Origin of the sequence: Sphingomonas sp. (assembly GCF_036387595.1) — a bacterium.
Lineage (GTDB): Bacteria > Pseudomonadota > Alphaproteobacteria > Sphingomonadales > Sphingomonadaceae > Sphingomonas.
The window spans coordinates 21846-44044 of record NZ_DASVTL010000009.1 but is presented as its reverse complement, the minus strand read 5'-3'; the positions used below and the strand labels follow the sequence as shown (position 1 = coordinate 44044).

The 22199-nt window shown below is 67.5% G+C and carries 17 protein-coding genes; 4 read left to right on the top strand and 13 right to left on the bottom strand.

The genetic code is table 11. From position 1 onward, the window contains the following. The 4 genes from VF643_RS00655 to VF643_RS00640 form a co-directional block, all read right to left on the bottom strand. The coding region (locus VF643_RS00655) for a biotin/lipoyl-containing protein (protein WP_331041430.1) at window positions 1-424 on the bottom strand (424 nt) is incomplete at its 3' end. Beyond that, complete coding sequence (locus tag VF643_RS00650; RefSeq protein ID WP_331041432.1) at window positions 424-1434, bottom strand: alpha-ketoacid dehydrogenase subunit beta; 1011 nt, start codon at window positions 1432-1434, stop codon at window positions 424-426. The genes VF643_RS00655 and VF643_RS00650, both read right to left, overlap by 1 nt. A gap of 166 nt (window positions 1435-1600) precedes the next feature. Continuing rightward, window positions 1601-2884, bottom strand: a complete 1284-nt coding sequence (locus VF643_RS00645; RefSeq protein ID WP_331041429.1) for a 3-methyl-2-oxobutanoate dehydrogenase (2-methylpropanoyl-transferring) subunit alpha — start codon at window positions 2882-2884, stop codon at window positions 1601-1603. Window positions 2885-2976: 92 nt separating this feature from the next. After that, window positions 2977-3978 carry a fumarylacetoacetate hydrolase family protein gene (locus VF643_RS00640; RefSeq protein WP_331041428.1) on the bottom strand — a complete coding sequence of 334 codons (1002 nt, stop codon included), beginning with the start codon at window positions 3976-3978 and terminating at the stop codon, window positions 2977-2979. 132 nt (window positions 3979-4110) lie between these two features. Between VF643_RS00640 and VF643_RS00635 the strand changes: the two genes are divergently transcribed. From VF643_RS00635 to VF643_RS00625, 3 genes are all read left to right on the top strand, one after another. Beyond that, entirely contained in the window at window positions 4111-5265 is a 1155-nt protein-coding gene (locus VF643_RS00635; protein WP_331041427.1) for an acyl-CoA dehydrogenase family protein, read from the top strand. A gap of 86 nt (window positions 5266-5351) precedes the next feature. After that, window positions 5352-6638, top strand: coding sequence for a M20/M25/M40 family metallo-hydrolase (locus VF643_RS00630; RefSeq protein ID WP_331041426.1), 1287 nt, complete (start codon window positions 5352-5354; stop codon window positions 6636-6638). A 119-nt stretch (window positions 6639-6757) separates the two neighbouring features. Beyond that, complete coding sequence (locus tag VF643_RS00625; RefSeq protein WP_331041425.1) at window positions 6758-7966, top strand: DUF5694 domain-containing protein; 1209 nt, start codon at window positions 6758-6760, stop codon at window positions 7964-7966. Between the two features lie 319 nt (window positions 7967-8285). On the opposite strand, the gene VF643_RS00620 is transcribed toward VF643_RS00625, so the two are convergent. Further along, window positions 8286-9263: a quinone oxidoreductase gene (locus VF643_RS00620; protein WP_331041424.1), complete on the bottom strand. Its 978-nt coding sequence runs from the start codon at window positions 9261-9263 to the stop codon at window positions 8286-8288. Window positions 9264-9349: 86 nt separating this feature from the next. Here VF643_RS00620 and VF643_RS00615 point away from each other — a divergent pair, with 86 nt between their 5' ends. Then, a complete protein-coding gene (locus tag VF643_RS00615) occupies window positions 9350-10774 on the top strand; it encodes an aldehyde dehydrogenase family protein (protein WP_331041423.1) in 1425 nt (474 codons plus the stop codon). A 25-nt stretch (window positions 10775-10799) separates the two neighbouring features. Here the strand turns inward: VF643_RS00615 and VF643_RS00610 are convergent, their stop codons facing one another. The 8 genes from VF643_RS00610 to rpmD all read right to left on the bottom strand — a co-directional run bounded on the left by VF643_RS00610 (window position 10800) and on the right by rpmD (window position 22199). Further along, window positions 10800-14915 carry a translocation/assembly module TamB domain-containing protein gene (locus tag VF643_RS00610; RefSeq protein ID WP_331041422.1) on the bottom strand — a complete coding sequence of 1372 codons (4116 nt, stop codon included), beginning with the start codon at window positions 14913-14915 and terminating at the stop codon, window positions 10800-10802. Beyond that, window positions 14912-16855, bottom strand: a complete 1944-nt coding sequence (locus VF643_RS00605) for an autotransporter assembly complex family protein (protein ID WP_331041421.1) — start codon at window positions 16853-16855, stop codon at window positions 14912-14914. Before VF643_RS00605 ends, VF643_RS00610 begins: the two co-directional genes overlap by 4 nt. Before the next feature lie 93 nt (window positions 16856-16948). After that, on the bottom strand, window positions 16949-18292 hold the full coding sequence (locus VF643_RS00600; protein ID WP_331041420.1) for a HAMP domain-containing sensor histidine kinase: 1344 nt from the start codon (window positions 18290-18292) through the stop codon (window positions 16949-16951). 6 nt (window positions 18293-18298) lie between these two features. Continuing rightward, window positions 18299-18991: a response regulator transcription factor gene (locus tag VF643_RS00595; RefSeq protein ID WP_331041419.1), complete on the bottom strand. Its 693-nt coding sequence runs from the start codon at window positions 18989-18991 to the stop codon at window positions 18299-18301. Between the two features lie 3 nt (window positions 18992-18994). After that, entirely contained in the window at window positions 18995-19645 is a 651-nt protein-coding gene (locus VF643_RS00590) for an adenylate kinase (protein ID WP_331041418.1), read from the bottom strand. Between the two features lie 43 nt (window positions 19646-19688). Continuing rightward, window positions 19689-21035 (bottom strand): preprotein translocase subunit SecY, encoded by a 1347-nt coding sequence (gene secY / locus VF643_RS00585; RefSeq protein WP_331041417.1) that lies wholly within the window; start codon window positions 21033-21035, stop codon window positions 19689-19691. 219 nt (window positions 21036-21254) lie between these two features. Continuing rightward, window positions 21255-21797 (bottom strand): 50S ribosomal protein L15, encoded by a 543-nt coding sequence (gene rplO, locus VF643_RS00580; RefSeq protein ID WP_331041416.1) that lies wholly within the window; start codon window positions 21795-21797, stop codon window positions 21255-21257. A gap of 225 nt (window positions 21798-22022) precedes the next feature. After that, window positions 22023-22199 (bottom strand): 50S ribosomal protein L30, encoded by a 177-nt coding sequence (gene rpmD, locus VF643_RS00575; protein WP_331041415.1) that lies wholly within the window; start codon window positions 22197-22199, stop codon window positions 22023-22025.

Genomic DNA, 22199 nt, shown 5'->3' with positions numbered 1-22199 from the left:
CCCCCGCAACGGGCGACCCGCTTGGGGCTGCCCCTCCACCACTCGCTTCGCGAGCGGTCCCCCTCCCCGTATCGGGGAGGATTTGCGCCTCCTCCACCCCCGGATTCTCCGCCTCATATTGCTCGGCCATCTCCGCCTGCGCATCGCTCGGCGGCGCCGCCACCACCTCGCCGCCCTCGGCGGCATCGGTCTCGATCACCACCAACGTCGCCCCGATCGCCACCTGATCGCCGACCTCGCCCGCCAGTTCGACAACCACGCCAGACACCGGCGATTCCATCTCGACGGTCGCCTTGTCGGTCATCATGTCCGCGATCTGCTGGTCTTCCTCGATCCGCTCGCCGACGGCCACGTGCCAGGCGACGATCTCGGCCTCGGAAATGCCCTCGCCGATATCGGGCAGGCGAAAGGAAAAGCGAGCCATCAGGCGGCGTCCTTCATGATCTTCTTGAGCGCCTCGCCGATGCGGACGGGGCCGGGGAAATAGGCCCATTCCAGGCTGTGCGGATAGGGCGTGTCGAAGCCGGTGACACGCTCGATCGACGCCTCCAGGTGATAGAAGCACCGCTCCTGCACCAGCGCCGAAAGTTCCGCGCCGAAACCGCCGGTGCGCGTCGCCTCGTGGACGATCATGCAGCGCCCGGTCTTCTTCACCGACGCCTCGATCGTCTCGATGTCGAGCGGGATCAGCGTGCGCAGGTCGACGATCTCGGCGTCGATGCCCATTTCCGCGACCACCGCGGTGCAGACGTGGACCATCGTGCCATAGCACAGGATGGTCAGTGCCTCGCCCGCGCGCACCACCTTGGCGGTGCCCAGGTCGATACGGTAATAGCCGGCCGGCACCTCGCCCGCGGGATGTTTCGACCAATTCTGCGCCGGCCGTTCCCAGTAGCCGTCGAACGGACCGTTATAGATCCGCTTCGGCTCGAAGAAGAGCACCGGGTCATTGTCCTCGATCGACGCGATCAGCAGCCCCTTGGCGTCATAGGGCGTCGACGGGATCACCGTCTTGATCCCCGAGACGTGGGTGAAGATGCCCTCGGGCGATTGCGAATGCGTCTGGCCGCCGAAGATGCCGCCGCCGAACGGCGAGCGCACCGTGATCGGCGCGGTGAACTCGCCGCCCGAGCGATAGCGCAATCGCGCCGCCTCGCTCACCAGCTGGTCGAGCGCGGGGTAGATGTAATCGGCGAACTGGATTTCGGGCACCGGGCGCAGGCCGTATGCGCCCATGCCGATTGCGACGCCGATGATCCCGGTCTCGGTGATCGGCGTGTCGAACACGCGCGTCTTGCCGAATTTCGCCTGCAAGCCCGCGGTCGCGCGAAAGACGCCGCCGAAATAGCCGACGTCCTCGCCCATGACGAGCACGTCGGGGTCGCGCTCCATCATCACCTCCAGCGCGGAATTGATCGCCTGGATCATGTTCATGCGGGTGGTGTCGGTCACAATCCCTCTCCCGTCGGGAGAGGGAGGGAGCAGCCGAAGGCTGCGGAAGGGTGAGGGCAACGAGCGATGCGCATATGGCCGCCCTCACCCTTCCCACTCGGCTGCGCCGAGCGGGCCCCTTCCCTCTCTCGCGGGGAGAGGGAGATACTTACTTGTCCCACGGCCGTCCGCTCGCTGTCTCTTCCGCCATCATCTGCGCCTGCTGTTCGCGCAAGTGCCAGGGCATCTCCTCGAACACGCCGTCGAACAAGGTGTCGAGCGGCTGGTGCAGCCCGTGGCCGAGGATGCCGTTCTTCTCGGCCTCCTTCTGCGCGGCCCTCACCTCCTCGGCGAGTTCCTTGTCCTGTGCCGCATGCCGCTCCTCGTCCCATTCCCGAATCGCGATCAGATGATCCTTCAGCCGCCGGACCGGGTCTCCCAAAGGCCAGGCGTTGGGCTCGCCCGCGCTGCGATACTGGCCGGGGTCGTCGGAGGTCGAATGCCCTTCCGCGCGATAGGTGAAATGCTCGATCAGCGTCGGTCCCTGGTTCGTCCGCGCGCGCTCCGCCGCCCAGGACGTCGCCGCATAAACCGCCAGCGCATCGTTGCCGTCGACCCTGAGCCCCGCCAGCCCGTAACCGATCGCGCGCGCCGCAAAGGTCGTCGCCTCGGCGCCTGCGAAGCCCGAGAAGCTGGAGATCGCCCATTGGTTGTTGACCACGTTCATCACCACCGGCGCACGATAGACGCTGGCGAAGGTGCATGCGGAGTGGAAATCGCCCTCCGCGGTCGATCCCTCGCCGCACCATACCGCGGCGATGCGGGTGTCGCCCTTGGCAGCACTCGCCATCGCCCAGCCGACGGCCTGGGGATATTGCGTGGTGAGATTGCCCGAGATCGAGAAGAACCCGGCCTCCTTCACCGAATACATGATCGGCAGCTGCTTGCCCTGCAGCCGGTCGGCGGTGTTGGAGTAGATCTGGTTCATCATGTCGACCATCGACCAGCCACGCGCGATCAGCAGCCCCTGCTGCCGGTACGACGGGAAGCACATGTCGTCGCGATCGAGCGCATAGGCCGCGGCGACCGCCACCGCCTCCTCGCCCGTCGCCTTCATATAGAAGCTGGTCTTGCCCTGCCGCTGCGCCCGGAACATGCGCTCGTCGAACGCGCGCAGCAGCACCATGCTGCGCAGCATACGCCGCAGCATGTCGGGCGAGAGCCGCGGGTTCCACGGGCCGACGGCCTGCCCATCATCATCAAGGACACGCACCAAAGTATAGGCCAGATCGGTGAAGGCGCGCGCCGGCTCGGCGGTATCGGGGCGGCGCACGGACCCGGCGGCCGGCACCTCGACCTCCGCGAAATCCACCGCGTCGCCGGGCCGGAAGCGCGGCTCGGGCACGTGCAGCGTCAGCGGCGGCAGATTGGCACGGCGGTGGTCGCTCGCCACGGGTTTCTCCTTCGGCGCGTCGATGCTTCTCGGCTCCAACGCTTCCTGCCCTCTCTCGCCCCCGCGTAATTAAATTACAAGCATCTTTGCGCTCAGCCGACCACCTGCTCGATCACCCCGAAGATCGGATGATGGCGATCGTCTTCCGCCCAGATGCGCACGATATCGCCCCGCTTCAGGAACGGTGTAACCGCCGCGCCGCCCGCGATCGTCTCGACGGTGCGCACCTCCGCCAGGCAGGAATAGCCTACCCCGCCATCGGCGATCGCCTTGCCCGGCCCGCCATCGGCGCCGCGGTTCGACACCGTGCCCGACCCCACGATCGTCCCCGCCCCCAGCGCCCGCGTCTTCGCCGCATGCGCGATCAGCGTGCCGAAATCAAAGGTCATGTCCTCGCCCGCCTCGGCGCGGCCGAACGGCTTGCCATTCAGATCGACCATCACCTTGCGGTGCAGCTTGCCGTCCCGCCACCAGTGCCCAAGCGAATCGGGGGTGACGAACACCGGCGAGAAAGCCGATGGCGGCTTCGACTGGAAAAAGCCGAAGCCCTTGGCCAGTTCGGCCGGGATCAGGTTGCGCAGCGAAACGTCGTTGGTCAGCCCGACCAGCCGCACCGCCGCCAGCGCCTCCTCGCGCGACGCGCCGGCCGCGACGTCGCCGGTGACGACCACCACCTCGGCCTCCAGGTCGCAGCCCCAGGCTTCATCCGCCAGCGGGATGGCGTCGCGCGGGCCCAGGAACCCGTCGGATCCGCCTTGGTACATCAGCGGGTCGTGCCAGAACGTTTCGGGCATATCCGCTCCGCGCGCCTGCCGCACCAGCGCGACGTGATTGACGTAGGCCGAACCGTCCGCCCATTGATACGCCCGCGGCAAGGGTGCGGCGGCATCATGTTCGTGGAAGCGCTCGCGCGGGATCGCCGCATGGTCGAGATCGGTCGCCAGATTCGCCAGCGCCGGCGCCAGCATGTCCCAATCGTCGAGCGCTGCCTGCAAGGTCAGCGCGATGTGACCGGCGTCGGCATAATAGGCCAGGTCGCTCGACACGACGACCAGCCGGCCGTCACGGCCGTGCTTCAGGCTTGCCAGTTTCATGTGCGTCCTCTCGTTTTCGTTTCCTCCTCTTACGCCTTCGTTTTGCGCGAAGTCGAGCCATTCCCCGATGCGTCTCGACTTCCGGCGATACGAACGGATAGGGTGCGCAAAAAGCCATCAAGGAGAGGCGCATTGACGCTCGACAGCATCCCCGGCCGCTTCGCCTATGACGAAGATCACGAGGCCTTCCGTCGCACGGTCCGCAGCTTCCTCGCCAAGGAGGGCGTGCCGCACGTCGCCGAGTGGGAAGAACAGCGGCTCGTTCCGAAGTCGTTCTGGCGCGCGGCAGGCGAGGTCGGGATGCTTTGCCCGACGGTGCCCCAAGAATACGGCGGCCTGGGCCTTGATTTCGGCTACAATTCGATCGTCAACGAGGAAATGGCCTACGCCGGCGTCCCCGCCGGATTCGCCCTCCAATCCGATATCGTCGCGGGCTATGTCGAACATTACGGCAGCCCCGAGCAAAAGGCCGAATGGCTCCCCAAGATGGTATCGGGAGAAATCGTCACCGCCATCGCGATGACCGAACCCGGCACCGGTTCCGACCTGCAATCCATCCGCACGACCGCGAAGAAGGACGGCAACCACTACGTCATCGACGGCTCGAAGACCTACATCACCAACGGCCAGAACGCCGATCTGGTGCTGGTCGTCGCCAAGACCGATCCCGATGCCAAGCCGGCCTGGAAGGGCATGTCGATCATCCTGGTCGAAGCCGACCGCGAAGGCTATCGCCGCGGTCGCAAGCTCGACAAGATCGGTCAGGACGCCGCCGATACCAGCGAATTGTTCTTTGCCGACGTCCGCGTGCCGATGACCAACTGCCTGGGCGCCGAGGGTCAGGGCTTCATCCAGCTGATGAGCCAATTGCCGCAGGAGCGGCTGTCGATCGCGGTCGGCGTGCAGGCCTCCGCCCAGAAGGCGTTCGACGAAACCGTCGCCTTCACCAAGGATCGCAAGGCGTTTGCAGGGGTCGTCTTCGATTTCCAGAACACGCGCTTCGTGCTGGCGACGCTCAAGACCAAGCTCCAGGTCGGCTGGGCGCATCTCGACTGGGCGATCAAACGCCATCTGGCGGGCGAACTGACCAACGAGGAAGGCGCCGCGGCAAAGCTCTGGCACACCGAATTGCAATGGGAGGTGATGGACGCCTGCCTCCAGCTGCATGGCGGCGCGGGCTATATGAACGAATATCCGATCGCCCGCAGCTGGCGCGCCGCACGCGTATCGCGCATCTATGGCGGCACCAGCGAGATCATGCGCGAAGTGATCGGCCGCAAATTGTGAGGGCACAAATTTTGATGGCATCGACCGACCCTTCATCCGTTCGTGCTGAGCGAAGTCGAAGCACAAGCGCCGGGATCAACGGCATCATGTTCGCCCTGGCCGCGCTCTCCCTCACCACCCCCGCCACTGCGAAACTTAATCCCGCCGAGGTCAAGATGCAGGCCGCGGTCGCCGCCGATGCCGCCCGGCACGAGGCGCTGCTGGAGCGTCTCGTCCTCCAGAACAGCGGCACGCTGAACCTCGACGGCGTGCGCACGGTCGGCGACATGGTCCGCGCCGAACTGGAACCGCTGGGCTTCAAGGTCCGCTGGATCGACATGACCGAAACCGGCCGCGCCGGTCACCTCGTCGCGGTCCACAAGGGCAACGGCCGCGGCAAGCGCGTGCTGCTGATCGCCCACCTCGACACGGTATTCGAACCGTCCTCGCCATTCACCGGCTGGAAGCGGGAAGGCACGCGCGCGATCGGGCCGGGTTCCGGCGACGACAAGGGCGGCATTGTCGTCGTGATCGCCGCCATGCGCGCCATGCAGGCCGCGGGCACGCTGAAGGCCGCCGATATCGAGATCGTGATGACCGGCGACGAGGAACGCTCGGGCAAGCCGCTCGCCATCGCCCGCCGCGATCTGATCGCCGCGGGCAAGCGCGCCGACGTCGCGCTGGAATATGAGAACCTCGCCACCGAGCAGGGGCGCGAATACGGCTCCACCGCGCGGCGCAGCTCGACCGATTGGACGCTGACCACGACCGGAAATTCCGGCCATAGCAGCGGCGTGTTCGGCCCCTCCCTCGGTTATGGTGCGATCTACGAACTGGCGCGCATCATCGACCAGTTCCGCCGCGACCTGCCCGAACCGAACCTCACCTACAACGTCGGCGTCATGGCCGGCGGCACGCCCGGCGCCTTCGACAAGGACCAGCTCGTCGCCACCGCCACCGGCAAGCCCAACATCACCGCCGCCAGCGCCGTCGCCCGCGGCGACATCCGCGCGCTCACCCCCGAACAGAATGCGCGGGTGATGGCGAAGATGCAGGCGATCGTGGAGCAACACCTGCCCGGCACCGGCGCGACGATCGCCTTCTCCGACGGCTACCCGCCGATGGCCCCGACCGCAGGCAACCGCGCCGTCCTCGCCAGGCTGAACGAAGTGAACCGCGACCTGGCCTTACCCGAAATGACCGAATTCGACCCCGCCAAACGCGGCGCCGCCGACAGCAGCTTCGTCGCGGCGGACGTCGACACACTGGCCGGCATGGGTCCGGTCAGCGGCAACGCGCATGCGGAGGGCGAATGGGTCGACCTGGCGAGCGTGCCGAGGCAGGCGTTGCGGAGCGCGGTGCTGATCTCGCGGTACGCGAGCGAGAAGAGGTAATTGGGCGCACGACGACTTGGCACGCTGTTGATCCGATGAATGAAGAGGACTTAATCGACGTACTGCATCGATGATTTCGGTGCGGCCAACGATAGCGGTCGTGGCCCACTGGCGCATCCGTGGCATTTCAATTAGCGGAGCGGGTGCGCCCCACCGGGCAGCTAAGCCATGAACGGATTGGGACAGCAAACATGCGCCACCTGACTGCAGCGATGCGCACCTTTGCGTCTGGATTGGCCATGATCGGCATGGTTGAACCGGGTGTCGCCCTGTCGGCGGGACGTGCGGTGGAGCCCGTCCATACCCGTCAACGAATGGCGCTTCCGCCCACGCAGGTCATGGTGCTCGGCCTGAGTCATCTCGATGGTGCCGCCAAGGATTTCGAAACGGCGTGGCTGGAGCCGGTACTCTGCCGATTGCGCGCCTATCGCCCCACCGTCGTGCTGAGCGAGGCGATGTCCGGGGAAGAGGTCATGCACCTGGATTCCTATGTCGCCTATCACGGGACCGATCCCGGCAGATATGCCGGGCCGACCTTGAAACAGGCCCGGATCGCCCAAGCCAATCTCGAGATGAGCGCCCCGCAGGCGCTGGTGGCCGCCAATACGCTGGCGATCAAGCATCCCGCCACCCCAGCCGAGCGACGTCGGCTAGCGATATTGTTCGTCGCTGCCGGAGAGCCCTTAGCGGCATCGGTGCAGTGGCTGCGTCTTGCCCCCGGCGAACGCCTGGCAAAGGACGGCGTTGACCTCTCCACCGCCGCGTCCCTCGACCGGTTCCTGTCGAGCCGGAGCGAGCTCATGTCTCTCGCCACGCGCACCGCGGCGGACGCGGGACTTGAGCGGGTCCACAGCGCCGGATCGCACGCCAGCGACGTCGTGCAACCTGCCTGGGACGAGTTCACCAAGGTTTTCGAGGCGGCGCCCGGTCAGAAGGAGAAGGCCAATCACGAGGATGCGCGCTGGCGCAACATGTCTGCCGATCGTCTGACCCTGAAGTCCGCCGACGAAGTCATGCCCGCCTTCAAGATAAGGAATTCTCCCGCTTTCGCGCGGATGGACGCCGACGGTCAGTGGCTGTCGATGCTGCGCAACCCCGCCATGGGCAAGACCGGTCGGCAGTGGGTCGCGGCATGGGAGGCGCAGAATCTGCGCATGGCGCTCGCCATTCGCGAGGCGACGGCGGCCGATCCCGGTGGTCGCGCCCTGCTGATCGTCGGCGCCTCGCACAAGCCGTTCATCGAATCATATCTGCGGCAGCTCGTGGACCTGGAAGTGGTCGATGTGCCGACCATGCTGAACGCCAAACCTGCTGGATGCACGATTTAGGCGCGTCCGCGGCCGACCGCTGAACTTCACCTGCACGTCCATGATTTTCAGGCGTCAGCAGGGCCGCCGGACGGCCATATCGAAGCTGCCTGCCCATTTCCCTTTGTCCTTCGCCGCAAACCCCTGTCCTACAGGCAGCGACCTGTGCCAACCTCGCTCCCGATGTCGATCTCTCTTCCGCTCCATCCGCATGTCGTCGTAAAAGAGTCGGCATCGAGCCGGACAAACGTGTTCGTGACAATGGGATGCGTTTCGCCGGGAATTACCGTCACCTTCGTTACCTTTGAAGCCGCTTAACGGGCCACGGATCTTCCGCGCCTCACACGATCAGCACGTTGCTCCCATGCGTCTCCCCCGCCTCCAGCGCCCGGTGCGCCTCCGCGGCGTTCTCCAGCGCAAACGTCCGCCCGATTTCCGGCCGGATCGCGCCGCGCGCCAGCATGGCGAAGACGCGATCGACCATCGCCTGCTTCTCCGCGCGGCCGATCGCATAATCGAACAGCGTCGGCCGCGTGACGAACAGCGATCCCTTGGCCGCCAGCACGCCCAGATTCACGCCCTCGACCGTCCCGCTGGCATTGCCGTAGCTGACGATCAGCCCGCGCCGTGCCGCCGAGCCAAGGCTGGCCGCCCAAGTCACTCGGCCGACGCCGTCGAACACCACCGGCACGCCCTCACCGCCCGTGATCTCTCGCACCCGTGCGGCAATGTCCTCCTCACGGCTCAGCAGGACGTGCGCCGCGCCCGCCGCCTTGGCGCGCTCGGCCTTCTCCGGCGTGCCCGCCGTGCCGATGACGGTCGCCCCCGCCGCGGCGAGCCAGCCGGTGAGCAACTGGCCGACCCCGCCCGCCGCGGCGTGGACCAGCACGGTCTGGCCACGCTCCACCTTCGCGCAGCGTTCGACCAGGAACTCCGCGGTACATCCTTTCAGCAGCAGCGCCGCCGCGGTGCGCGCATCGACCGCATCGGGCAGGTGGACCAGTTCGTCCGCGCTCACGTTGCGCGCGGTCGCATAGGCGCCACGCGACGGGCCGAACGTCCCCACCCGGTCGCCCGCCACGAAGCCGCTGACCCCCTCGCCCACCGCCACGACGACGCCCGCGGCTTCCGAACCCAGGCCGGCGGGAAAGGCGACGGGATAGACGCCCGTGCGGTGATAGATGTCGATGAAGTTCAGCCCGACCGCCTCGTGGCGGACCGTCACCTCGCCCGCCCCCGGCGGCGGCAGGTCGACGTCGTGCCAGGTGATGACTTCCGGCCCGCCGATCCGGTCGATGCGCGCTACCCTTGCCTGCATGGCGACATGCTCCCTTCGGCGATTCCGGTTGCCAGGCGGGTGCCCGCGCAATACCCGATCTTCAAAGCATAATGCGGAGTGCGGTGATGAACAGCTACCTGAACCACTATATCGGCGGCGCCTGGGTTGCGAGCGAGGGCGGCACGACCCATCACGTCATCGACCCCGCTACCGAACAGCCGGTCACCGAGATCACGCTCGGCACCGCCGCCGACGTCGACAAGGCCGTCGCTGCCGCGCGCCGCGCCTTCGAGACCTTCTCGCAGACCAGCGTCGCCGATCGCCAGGCGCTGCTGAGCCGGATCATCGCGGTCTACAAGACCCGCATCCCCGATCTGGCGCGCGCGATCAGCCAGGAGATGGGCGCGCCGATCGGCCTGGCCTCGGCCGCGCAGGCGCCGGCCGGCCTCGCCCATTTCGCCGCGACACTGAAGGCGCTGGGCGAATTCACCTTCGAGGAGACGATCGGCAAGGCGCGCGTCGTCCACGAGCCGCTCGGCGTCGTCGCGATGATAACGCCGTGGAACTGGCCGCTCAATCAGATCTGCGCCAAGGTCGCGCCCGCGCTGGCCGCCGGCGACACGATGATCCTGAAACCCTCGGAGGAAGCGCCCGGCTGCGCCGCGATCCTGGCCGAGATCCTCGACGCGGCGGGGGTGCCCGCGGGGGTGTTCAACCTGGTGCAAGGCGATGGCCCCGGTGTCGGCGCGGCGCTCAGTGCCCACCGTGACGTCGACATGGTCAGCTTCACCGGCTCCACCCGCGCCGGCATCGCGATCGCGCAGAGTGCTGCGGCGACGGTCAAGCGCGTCCACCAGGAACTCGGCGGCAAGGCCGCAAACCTGGTACTCGAAGGCGCCGATCTCGCCACCGTCCTGCCGCCCACCGTCTCGGGCGTGCTCGCGAATTCGGGGCAGAGCTGCATCGCCCCCACCCGCCTGTTGGTCCATGATAGCCAGGTCGCCGAGGCGACCGCCTTCGTAAAGGCCATGATGGAGCAGACCAAGACCGGCGACCCCGCCGAAATGGGCATGCACATCGGCCCCGTCGTGAACAAGGCGCAGTTCGACAAGATACAGGGCCTGATCCAGTCCGCGATCGACGAGGGCGCGACGCTCGTCACCGGCGGCGTCGGCCGCCCCGACGGCCGCAACGCCGGCTTCTACATCCGGCCGACGTTGTTCGCAGACGTCACCCCGGACATGCGCATCGCGCAGGAGGAGGTATTTGGCCCCGTCGCCACGATCACCGCTTATGGCGATCTGGACGAGGGCGTCCGCATCGCCAACGATACAGCCTACGGCCTGTCCGCGACGATCTCCGGCGATCCGCAAGCCGCGGCCAAGGTTGCGCCGCGCCTGCGCGCCGGCTTGGTGACGATCAACTCGTGGAGCCCCGACGCCGGCGCCCCCTTCGGCGGCTACAAGCAATCCGGCAACGGCCGCGAGAACGGCCGCTATGGCCTGGCGGACTTCATGGAGGTGAAGACGGTCGTAGGGTTGCCGGGGTAACGGTTTTAGCTTCTCCCGCCGGCCTTCAATAATCGCGCGACACGCGCACGTTCGCGCTCTGCCGGCCCAGCGTCGAGATGCTCGACAGCACCGATAGCCAGCGGGTGATCTGGAACTCCAGCCGCGTCGCCGAATAGCCCTGTCCGTCGGTGACGATCTCCGCATACAGCTTGCGCGTCACATATTTGCCCGCCGCGATCGACGTGCCCTGCCCGGTCTGCGGGTCGGCCGGCAGGATGCGCAACCGGTCCAGTCCCGCCGCACGCCGCACGGCGTTGATCGGGTTCAGCCCGCCATTGCCGCCCTGCAACGCTGCCACCGCCGCAGCAAGCTGGAGCGCTTCGGGCGCCGACAGATTGGTGATCGACGTCCCGAACAGCAGCCGGGACAGCAGCTCGTCCTGGGGCAGCGCTGGCGTGCTGGAAAAGCCGATTTCGGGCTTGAGCGCCGTACCGGTGACGCGGATCGACGCATTCAGGCCGGTGCTGTCGGCATTCGCCTCGATGTCCAGCGCCGGATTGGCGGGGACATCGCCCGAAAAGCGGATGATGCCGCGTTCCAGTTCGAACTCGCGACCCGCGAACTCGTAATCGCCGCGGATCAGGTTCGCCCGGCCGGTGATCGCGGGATTGGTCGGCTCGCCCGCGATGGTCAGGTCCGCGGACCATTCGCTTGTAAGCCCCAACCCGCTGACCAGCACCTGACGCGGCGCGCGGGCGTGCAGCGCCAGCGTCCAGGGCCGTGCGGTCGGGCTGTCCTCGTCGTCGGTGCCACCCGGCACGTTGATCTCCCGGACGTTGATCCGCGGGGCGGCCGTGGCAGCGGTCGCCCGGCCGAGGCGATAACGGCTGCTGTCCAGCACGACATTGCCCGAGATCGTCCCTCCCGCGCCATCGGAGGTGAAGACCAAGGGGCCGCTGACGGTCGCGCCGATGTCGTCGCGGGCGATCATCACCGCATGATCGGCCTGGAGCCGCAGGTCGAGTCCGATGCCGCGCCGGGCCGCGAAGTCGAATTTGCCGGTACCGGTCACCCGTCCGCCACGGCCGGCGTCCGCGGCGAAGCGGTCGATCGCCAGCCGCGAACCGCCGAAGCGCCCGCTGGCCTGGACGTTGGTCAGGATCGTGCCCGTCGTCGCGCTTTCGATGCGCGCGCCGCTCGTCCGGATCGTCCCGGCGATGACCGGCGCGGACAGCCGCCCCCGCACATCCGCGCCGATCGCCACCGGACCCGAAAGGTCGAACAACTCGACCCCGGTAAGTCGCCAGAGCGTGTCCGCCGGGCCGCCGTAGCGCAACTGGGCGAACAACGGCGCGTCGGCAATCCGGCGAACCACGTCGCCCGATCCAAGCGGGGTCAGCAATGCCTGCGCGCGCCCGATCGTCCGCCCGCCCGAAGCCGCGACCGCGCGCACCCCAAGCCGCTCGGCGGTAAGTACGCCGGCCAGGCCGACGTCGACCGGGCGCGACGACAGGACCAGCCCCGATCGGGTAAGCCCCCGGATCGTCAGATCGGCACGTCCGGTCGGCGCCGCCCCCGTCCCGGCGGCGAAGGACAGCTTGCCGGAAGCCGCTCCGCCAAGTCCCAGGCCGGGAAAGCCGATGTCGAGCACCGCCAGCGGCATCGCGGTCAGCGACGCTTCCACTGCACCGCCGCCCTTGGTCAGGCGTCCGCCGACCTCAGCCTCGCCACCGCCGAAGGTCAGTCGTGCAGGGGCAAGCCGCCAGCCCTCTTCATCGCGCGTCAACACCGCAGGCGTCAGCAGCGCAAGCCTGCGCCGATCCAGCGTCCCCTGCGCGGCGATTTCGTATCGGCCGGGGGTGACGTGCGTTACCGTCTGGATGTCGAACGCCCGTCCGCGCGATCCGGCGATCGAGGCTCGAACCGTACCCAGGCCGCCGCGTAGCGAAGCGGCGCCCACGAACCGTGCGAGACTCAGCCGATCTCGCCGAAGCCCTTGCCCGCTGACGTTGGCGTCCACGGTCGTGCCCGCAGGATCGAGCATCACTACCGCATCGACGCGCCCCGATCGCAGCGTCGCGCCCGCTATTCTGGCGCCACGGGCGTCCAGGTGAGCCTCCACCCGCTGGATGTCGCCCATCGGCCGGAACAGGACCGCGCCAGAAATGCCGCCGCCGCCGACGGCCAACCGCCCGTCGAACCCTCCGGACATGACGTCGAGTGCGCCGCTCGCCCTTGTTCCGGCGAGGTCGAGCCGCGCGACCGCGATCTGCGCCTGACCGCCGCGTGGCAGCAGGATCGCGCCGTCGCCGCTGAAGGGGCCAAGGACCGATCCTCCCGCGGCCCGGAATGCGAACCCCTGCGGAATCGGGTCGAGATGCGCGCGGACCTGCGACAGCCCCAGCGCGGCATTCGGGCTGGCCAGCAACAGGTCGATCGTCGGCCGAGAAATGTCGCCGTCGAGCACCAGCCGCACCGAGCCGTACCGCGTCTGCCGCCCGACGCCTTCGAAATGGAACGTGCCGTCGCGGCGGCGAAAGCCGTCCCCCGCCAGGCGGATCGACGGCGCGGTCAGTACCAGCCCGCGAAAGTGAAGAATACCCTCGGCGGTACGCTCCAGCCCGGTCGTTATCCGCGGCAATCCGCCCGCCAGACTGCGGAAGAACGCGTTGTCGAGCCGCAACACCCGTGCCTCGCCCCGCCCCACGATCCGCGTGCCTCTGCCCCCCGCCCCCGGCACGACGCTGAGGCGAGACTGCACGTCGACGAGCCCGATGCCGGGGATCAGATACCGTCCGAGCGCGCCGTTGACGCCTACCTCGAACTGCCCGCTGCGCAGGTCGAGCGACAGCGCGATCCGCCCGCTGAGCCTGTCGGACGCCAGCCGCAGATCGTCGCCGGTCACCGTCTGCGGCGTCACCCGCAGCGCCCCCGCGATCGACAGGTTGCGCAGGATGCCGCCGGCGACATTCCCCACGCCGGTGACCCGTGCCGCCACGAAGCGGATCGGCACGAGCACCGGCGCCTTCGACAGCCGCCCCCACCCCCCGGCGCGCACCATCTCGAAGCCGGTCTTGTCGAAGGCGAAGCGATCCGCGCTCAGCCGATAGTCGAACGCCGCAGTTGCAAACGCCCCGTCGAGGATCGCGCGCAACGCCACGCCGCGCCCCGTCATATTGGGGAACAACGCCTCCGGCCGCAGTAGCCGCGCCGCGATCCGGACGTTACGATAGGCACTCGTCGCCAGATCGACCTCCCCGGTCGCCTCCACGGCCATGCTGATGGAGCGCAGCGACAAAGCGCCCGTCAGCCGCCGGTTCTCGAACGTCGCATCACCGTTCACCAACACGCGCGGGCGTGAGAGCCGCTGCAGCTTTCCCCGCACGAACGCTTCCGGCACCAGCGTGCCCGACAGCGTGTAGCGCCCGGCCTGCGCGGCAAGTGCCAGGTCGATCGCGCGCACATCGCCCGCCTGCCCCGCCGCGCGGCCCTTCCACGCCGCCCAACGCCCGTCGCCCGCAACCTCCAGTCGCACGGGCACCCGGACGCCCGCCATCCGCGCCAGCGCGCCCTGCGCACTGCCCCGAGCGGCCAGCGCAATGTCGAAACGATCGCGTGCCGGTTCGGCGTCCACTTTCAGCGTCAGTTGGTCGGTGCCCGCGACGACTGCAGAGAGATCGACCAGCGCCCGACCTCGCCGGATGTCGGCACGCCCGTCGAGGCGCGCAACCCGCGTCTGGCCGAGGACCGGGCTGGCCAGCACCAGACGATCGACCCGCAACCGCCCGATCGCGATGTCGAAGTCCGGCAGAATGGCGGCGCGCGAGGCGCCCGGCCGGGTGCGCGGCTTATGCAGCAGGGTAGCGCTCGGAATGACAAGCGAGCGAATATCCAGCCGATTGCCGAACCAACGCCACGGCCGCCAATCGAGCGCGACCGAGGGCGCCTGAAAGACCAGCCCGTCAAGATCGTACACGCGCAGGTCGGTGATCCGGGTTCTGCCGTAAAGCGATCCGTCGATCCGCCCCACGCCAAAGCGCAGACCGTTGGCGGTTCGCACGGCCGCCAGCCGGTCCGCCACATAGCGGTGGCCCATGTCGGTATCGACCGCGGTCAGGATCACCCCCGCGATCGCCGCCAACCCGACCAGCGCCAGCACGATCCGCCGCAGCCACCTCAAAACGCCTGACCCAGCGACACGTACACCGCGACGCGCGAATCGCCGCGCTGCGGATTGATTGGCGTCCCGACATCCACGCGGATCGGCCCGAAGTTCGAGTAATAGCGCAGGCCCAGCCCGGTCCCGAACCGCAGGCCCGAGAGGTCGGGCAGCCCGGACGTGTAGATATTGCCCGCATCCAGGAACGGCACGACGCCGATGTTGCCGAACAGCTTCACCCGCGCCTCGATCGCGAACTCCGCAAGGCTGCGCCCGCCGATCGGATCGTTGTTGGGATCGCGCGGCCCGATCGACTGAAAGCCATAGCCGCGCACCGACGCGCCCCCCCCCGCATAGAAGCGCCGCGAAGGCGCGACCTGATCGCGCGGCGCGCCCAGGATCGTGCCCAGCCGCGTCCTGCCGGCCAGCACCACGCCGCCGATCCGGCGGTACGCGCTCGCGTCCATCTGCGCGCGCGCATAGCCGAACGCGCTGCCCTGAAGCGACAATTCGGGGCTGAGCCGTCCGCCCAGCCGAAACCCGCTCGCCGGGTTCAGCAGATCGTCCGACCCGTCATAATTCAGGCTGGTCGGCAGTGCTGCGATGAAGAAGGTGCGTCGCCGCGGTTGTCCCGTCGCCAAATCGACATCACGCTCGTCCGACGCCAGCAACTCGGCACCCAGCGACCACGTCCAGGTCTTCTGGAAGAAGATGTTCGTCTGCCGCTCGATCGCCCCGGCCAGCGAAAAGGTCGTGGCCTCATAGGCATCGCGTCGCGTGTTGGCGGCGGCCAGTTGAACGGTTAGTACCCGGTCGCGCGCGTGGAAGTTGTTGCGGCGCAGGACGATCGACCCAAGCTGCTCCTGGGTGCCGAGCACACCCCGCAGGGTCAGCGCGCCTTCGGGTGGGAACAGGTTGCGGTGCGTCCAGCTGACCTCTGCGCGTGCGCCCTCCCCGGTGCCATAGCCCAGTTCGCCCGCGACGGTGCGCGGTGGCGCAGGGTCCATCCGCACCGACACGTCGACCGTGCCGGGTTCGGTGCCGGGCACCGGCTTCACCTCGATCGTGGACACCAGGCTGGTCTGGATGAGCGCGCGGCGCAGATCGTCGAGGACTGCAACGTCGTAAGCGTCGCCGGGGGTGAAGCGCGCGATGTCCTGCACATGACGCGCATCGAACACGCGATTGCCGGGCGCCGTCACGACCTGCCCGAAGCGCAAGGACGCGCCGGGATCGACCTTCACGTCCAACGTGGCCGTGCGCGCGGCCCGATCGACGACGATCTCGGGTTCGCCGACGGTCGCGAAGGGAAATCCCTGCCGCGCCAACCCACCCGACAGCGCGGCCTGCCCGGCTACAATCGTATCGGCGTTCACCACGCTTCCCTCGCTGATCCCGAAGGCGTCCGTCAGCGGCGCAGCCTGGCCGCCCGCTGCCGCGATCCCGTCGATCGTGACGCCACGAAAGCGATAGAGCGTTCCGGGCGTGGCATCGAGCACCACCCGCTGCCGCGCGCCCGGCGTGGCGGCTGCCTCCACACGCGTCGCAACCCGCGCGTCGTAATAGCCCTCCCCGCGCAGGAGGCCGACGAGAAGATCGGCATCCTCGCGCGCCCGCCGATCCAGCTGCGCCGGATTGGCTGCTTCGCCGTCATTGGCCTTCAGGGTAGATGCCTGAGCGAAACGCTCGCGCAGCAGCGGGGATGTTGCCTCGGCGATGCCCTCGATCGCCCAGGTGTATCTTGCCTCGGCCGCGGCATCGGCCACCGGTGCGCCGGTAGCTTCCGGGGCGCCGGTGGCGAGGTCGGGCCACGCCACGCCGATGTCCGGCAGCGACGCCATCGGCGAATCGGGGTCGAGTGCGGCTTCCGGCGATGCCGGGGCCTCTTGCGCGGCAAGGCTCGTGGGCAGGAGGATGCAGACGACCGCACCCCTGCACAGCCGCGCCAAGCGGTACACCATCCGAGCCGCTTAGGCGGTGCAAGCCACGGGAGCAACGCCGGCCCGCGCCGCAGCGGCAGGAGAACGCCGGAGATTTTCAGTCGGGACCGAACTTCACCCCGGCAGCACGATCCGCGCGATCAGCCCGGGCGCATTGTCGGCGAGTTCGAAGCGTCCGTGATGCAGCCGCGCCACCGCCTCGATCAGCGCCATGCCCAGCCCCGCCCCCGGCGTCGAGCGCGCGGCATCGAGCCGCCCGAAGCGCTTGAGCGCTTGTGCACGGTCGTCCTCCGCTATCCCCGGCCCGCGATCCTCGACCTGGATCGCCACCCCATCGACGCCCTGCGCAAGTCGAAGAACCAATGTCCCTCCATTCGCGGCATGTTTCATCGCGTTGTCGATGAGATTGCCGATCGCCTGGCTCATCAACTGCCGGTGCAACGCCATCGCCGCCGGCCGCGCCTCGATCCGGACGCTGAATGCCAGCCCCGCGTCCTCGACCACCGGTTCGTAGAGTTCGGCGATCTCCTCGACCAGTTCGGCCGGCCCGACGCGGGTGAAGCGATCACGCGGCACACTGCCCGATCGGCTGATCTCGATCACCATCGTCAGCATCCGCAGCACGAGATCGGTCTCGACCAGCAATCCCCCAAGCGCCGCCTCGCGGGCGTGCGGATCGGCCAGCGTCACCGCCTGCTCCGTCTTCGTCCGCAACCGCGAAAGCGGTGACCGAAGATCGTGCGCCAGGCTGTCGGTAACCACGCGCAGCTCGTTCATCAGCGCCTCGGTCTTGTCCAGCGTCGCGTTCAGATGCTGGGCAAGCCGATCGAAGGCGTCGTTCCCCCCCGCGACCATCGCGACGCGCCGCGACAGATCGCCCTCGCCGGCCGCATCGACCACCCCGGCGATCCCGTCCAGCCGGCGCGAGACATAGCGGGCCAGCACCAGCGCCTCGAAAATGCCGAGCGCGAGGCTCAGCGTCACCGCAAGCATCAGCGCCCGCTCGATCGCACGCTGCTCGGCGGCGATCAGGTCCATGTTGCGCCCGACCAGCAGCCATCGGCGCCCGATCGGCCGGAGCGAATAGCCGGTGTCGCGCCCCGCCCAGCGCCCATCCGCGCCGAGCCGGGCGACCCGAAAAAGAGTCCGCTCCAGCGGCGGCGCGAAGCGCATGGGCGCGAGCCCCACCAGCCTGTTCCCGCGTTCATCCAGGATCGCGAGCACCTGAGACATGTCGGCAGGGGCCAGCGCGCTGCGAATCGCGGGCGCCAGGATCGCGTCTCCACCGTCGCGCCAGACCGCAATCAACGCATCCGCCTGCTCGATCGTCTCGCGTTGCACCGCTTCCCTGGCATCGCTCTGCGCCTGCTTCCAGACAAAGGCGCTCAGCGCGAAGTTCGAGATGATGGCAAGACCGATCGACAGCAGCGCGATCCTCGCGGTGATCGACAGCCGCACGGTCCGTCAGCTTTCCGGCGACAGACGGTAACCCGCACCGCGCACCGTGTGGAGGATCGGCGTCTCAAACCCTTCCTCCAGCTTGCGCCTGAGTCGACCGATATGCACATCGACCACGTTGGAGCCCGGATCGAAGTGGAGGTTCCACACCTTCTCCAGCATCATCGTGCGCGTGACGACCTGCCCGGCGTGACGCGCCAGGAATTCCAGGAGGTTGAACTCGCGCGCGCCCAGCGGGATCGTCTTGCCCGCCCGTGCGACATGCCGCGCCAGCAGGTCGATCTCCAGGTCACCCACGGATAGCCGGGTCTTCTGCGGCTCGGCCGCGGCGCGGTCGGCGCGGCGGACCAGCGCCTCGACCCGCGCCGACAGTTCGGCAAAGGAAAACGGCTTGCAGAGATAATCGTCCGCGCCCGCCCTCAGCCCGTCGACGCGATTGTCGATCGTGGCAAGCGCGGAGAGAACCAGCGCAGGAGTCGCGATCCCCGCGGCACGGATCGCGCCGATCATCGCCAGTCCGTCGAGACCTGGCAACATGCGATCGGCGATAATGAGGTCGAACACGCCCTCGCTGGCCAGGAACAACCCATCGCGCCCGTCATGCGCCTGTTCGACCCGATAACCCGCCTCGCTCAATCCCTTGGCGAGATAGGCCGCGGTAGAGGCATCGTCCTCGACGATCAGGATGCGACGGGTCATCAATCAGGATTTGTCGAGAATTCCCGCGATCGCTTCGCCGACATGGTCCATGTCCGCCATGCCATCCACACGGCGTACCAACCCGCGGGCTTCGTAAAGCGGCAGGATCGGCGCGGTCTTGGCGCGATATTCGGCCATGCGGGTACGTACCGTCTCGGCATTGTCGTCGGGACGGCGCTTGAACTCTGTCGCGGCACAGACATCGCACACCCCGGCGACTTTGGGCAGCTTGAACCGATCGTGATAGCCCTCGCCGCATTGCGCGCAGGTATAACGCCCCACGATCCGCTCGATCAACGCATCCTCATCGACCTGAAGCTCGATCACGAAGTCCAGCGCCCGATCCCGTTCGATCAGCAATCCATCGAGCGCCTCGGCCTGTGCCGCCGTGCGCGGATAGCCATCCAGGATCACGCCCTTGGCGCTGTCGGGCTGGTCCAGCCGCTCGCCGATCAGCGCGGAGACGATCGCGTCGGAGACCAGTTCACCAGCCTCCATTACCGCCTTGGCCTGAACGCCCACCGGCGTCCCCGCCTTCACCGCGGCGCGCAGCATGTCGCCCGTGGACAATTGCACCATATGCCGCTCGGCGACGAGCCGCGCCGCCTGCGTACCCTTGCCGGCGCCAGGAGGCCCCAAGAGGATGATATTCACGCGAACGCTCTCCCTTCGTCCGTATCGACCAGACGATTCCGGCTTAACGCAGCCGTCCGCCCTTGAGCTTCGACTTCTTTATGAGGTCGCCATATTGATGCGCCAGCAGATGGCTCTGGATCTGGGTTACGGTGTCCATCGTCACGTTGACCACGATCAACAGGCTGGTGCCCCCCAGATAGAAGGGGATCGACAGCGCCGACACCAGATATTCGGGCAGCAGGCAGATGATCGCCAGATAGCCGGCACCCAGCACCGTGATACGCGTCAGCACGTAATCGAAATACGTCTCGGTGTTCTTGCCCGGCCGGATGCCCGGCACGAAGCCCCCGTAACGCTTGAGGTTCTCGGCCGTCTCCTCGGGATTGAACACCACCGCGGTATAGAAGAACGAGAAGAAGATGATCCCGGCGCCATACAGCAGCATGTACACCGGCGAGCCGTGCTGAAGATATTGATTGAGCGAGATGATGAAGTCGCCCCAGGCGCTCTCGCCTGCCACCCGTTCGCCCGCGAATTGCGAGATCGTCAGCGGCATCAGCAGCAGCGAGGAGGCGAAAATGGGTGGGATGACGCCGGCGGTGTTGAGTTTCAGCGGCAGATGGCTGCGATCGGCCTGCATCCCGCGCTGCGTCGCCCGCTTGGGATATTGGATCAGGATGCGCCGCTGGGCACGCTCCATGAAGCAGATGAAGAGGATCAGCGCGACGACAGCGACAATAATGCCGACAAGCCGCAGCGGATCGAGCGATCCCGTGCGCCCGCCCTCCAGCAGATTGACCAGCGTCGTCGGCAGATGCGCGACGATGCCCGCCATGATGATGAGCGACACGCCGTTGCCGATCCCGCGGCTGGTGATCTGCTCGCCGATCCACATCAGGAACATCGTGCCGCCGATCAGTGAGATGATCGCAGCGACGACGAACACCGTACCCGGCTCGGCGACCGCACCACCGGCTTCCAGCCCGCGCGCGATGAAGAACCCCTGCACTGCGGTCAGCAGCACCGTGCCGTAGCGCGTGTACTGGTTCAGCCGCTTGCGGCCTGATTCGCCTTCCTTCTTGATCGCCGCCAGCGTCGGCGACAGCGAGGTCGACAGCTGCACCACGATCGACGCGGTGATATAGGGCATGACGCCCAGCGCGATCAGGCTGGCACGCGACAGCGCGCCGCCCGAAAAGGTGTTGAAGAAGTCGAGAACGCCCCCCTGCGCGCGGTTCGCCAGACCGGCCAATCCGGTCGGGTCGATCCCCGGCAGCGGCACATAGCTGAGCAGGCGGAAGACGATCAGCGCACCGATCGTGAACCACAGCCTCTTCTTGAGGTCGGTCGCCTGCGCGAATTTCGACAGGCTGATGCTTTGCGCCATCTGGTCGGCTGCGGATGCCATGCTCGTGCGATACCTTGGTGACAGAAAACGGCGGGAAACGGAAAGCGGCGGGATGCGCTTCAACCCGCCCCGCCGCTCATATAGGCGCCCGATGGCGCTTGTCTAACCACCTTGCGTCACCCCAGCGAAGGCCGGGGTCCATCGTCATACCATTCCAGCGACCGTTAGGCGCGTACCGGAATGGCCCCGGCCTTCGCCAGGGTGACGTGGCGGTCGGCTTTACGCCTTGAACGAAGCCTTGTGCGCCGCACGCTCCTTGTACTTCACGCCCTTCTTTGCGGCAGCCTTCTCGGCGGCGGGAACCACGTGGATCACATCGACCTTGCCGCCAGCCTTCTCGACCGCCTCGATCGCCCCCTTGGACGCACCCGCAACCGTGAAGTTCAGCACTGTAGTCAGTTCACCCTTGGCCAAGAGGCGCACGCCGTCCTTGCCACCGCGCGCCAGGCCGGCAGCCTTGAACGCTTCATGATCGAGCGTGGCGTTCGCCTCGATCTTGCCCGCATCGACCGCCTTCTGGATCGCGCCCAAGTTCACCTCGGCATAATCCTTGGCGAAGATGTTGTTGAAGCCGCGCTTCGGCAGCCGCATGTGCAGCGGCATCTGGCCGCCTTCGAAGCCCGCGATGGACACGCCCTCACGGCTCTTCTGGCCCTTCTGGCCACGCCCGCCGGTCTTGCCCTTACCCGAGCCGATGCCGCGCCCGACGCGCATCTTGGACTTGCGGGCACCTTCGTTGTCGCGGAGATCATTCAATTTCATATCATGCACTCGCTTTCGCTTTTGTCGCGCTAAAATTCCCTCTCCCATTGGGAGAGAGTGTTGGGGTCGGCCACGCCCCCGGCATGGCCTAAATAGTGCGGGGCACTATTTACCCCAGCACTGGAGCCACTGAAAGCGGCGGAAGGGTGAGGGCGGCCCGGCCGCCCTCACCCCGCGGCGCTTGCGCGCCTAGCCCCTCTCCCGGTGGGAGAGAGGAAGAAGGACTCAGCCCTCCACGCTCACCATATGCTGTACCTTGCGGATCATGCCGCGGACCTCGGGGCTGTCCTCCAGCTCCCGAGTCTTGTGCATCTTGTTCAGCCCCAGGCCGATCAGCGTCGCGCGCTGGTCGCCCTTGCGGCGGATCGGCGAGCCGGTCTGCGTAATCTTGACGGTGGCCAT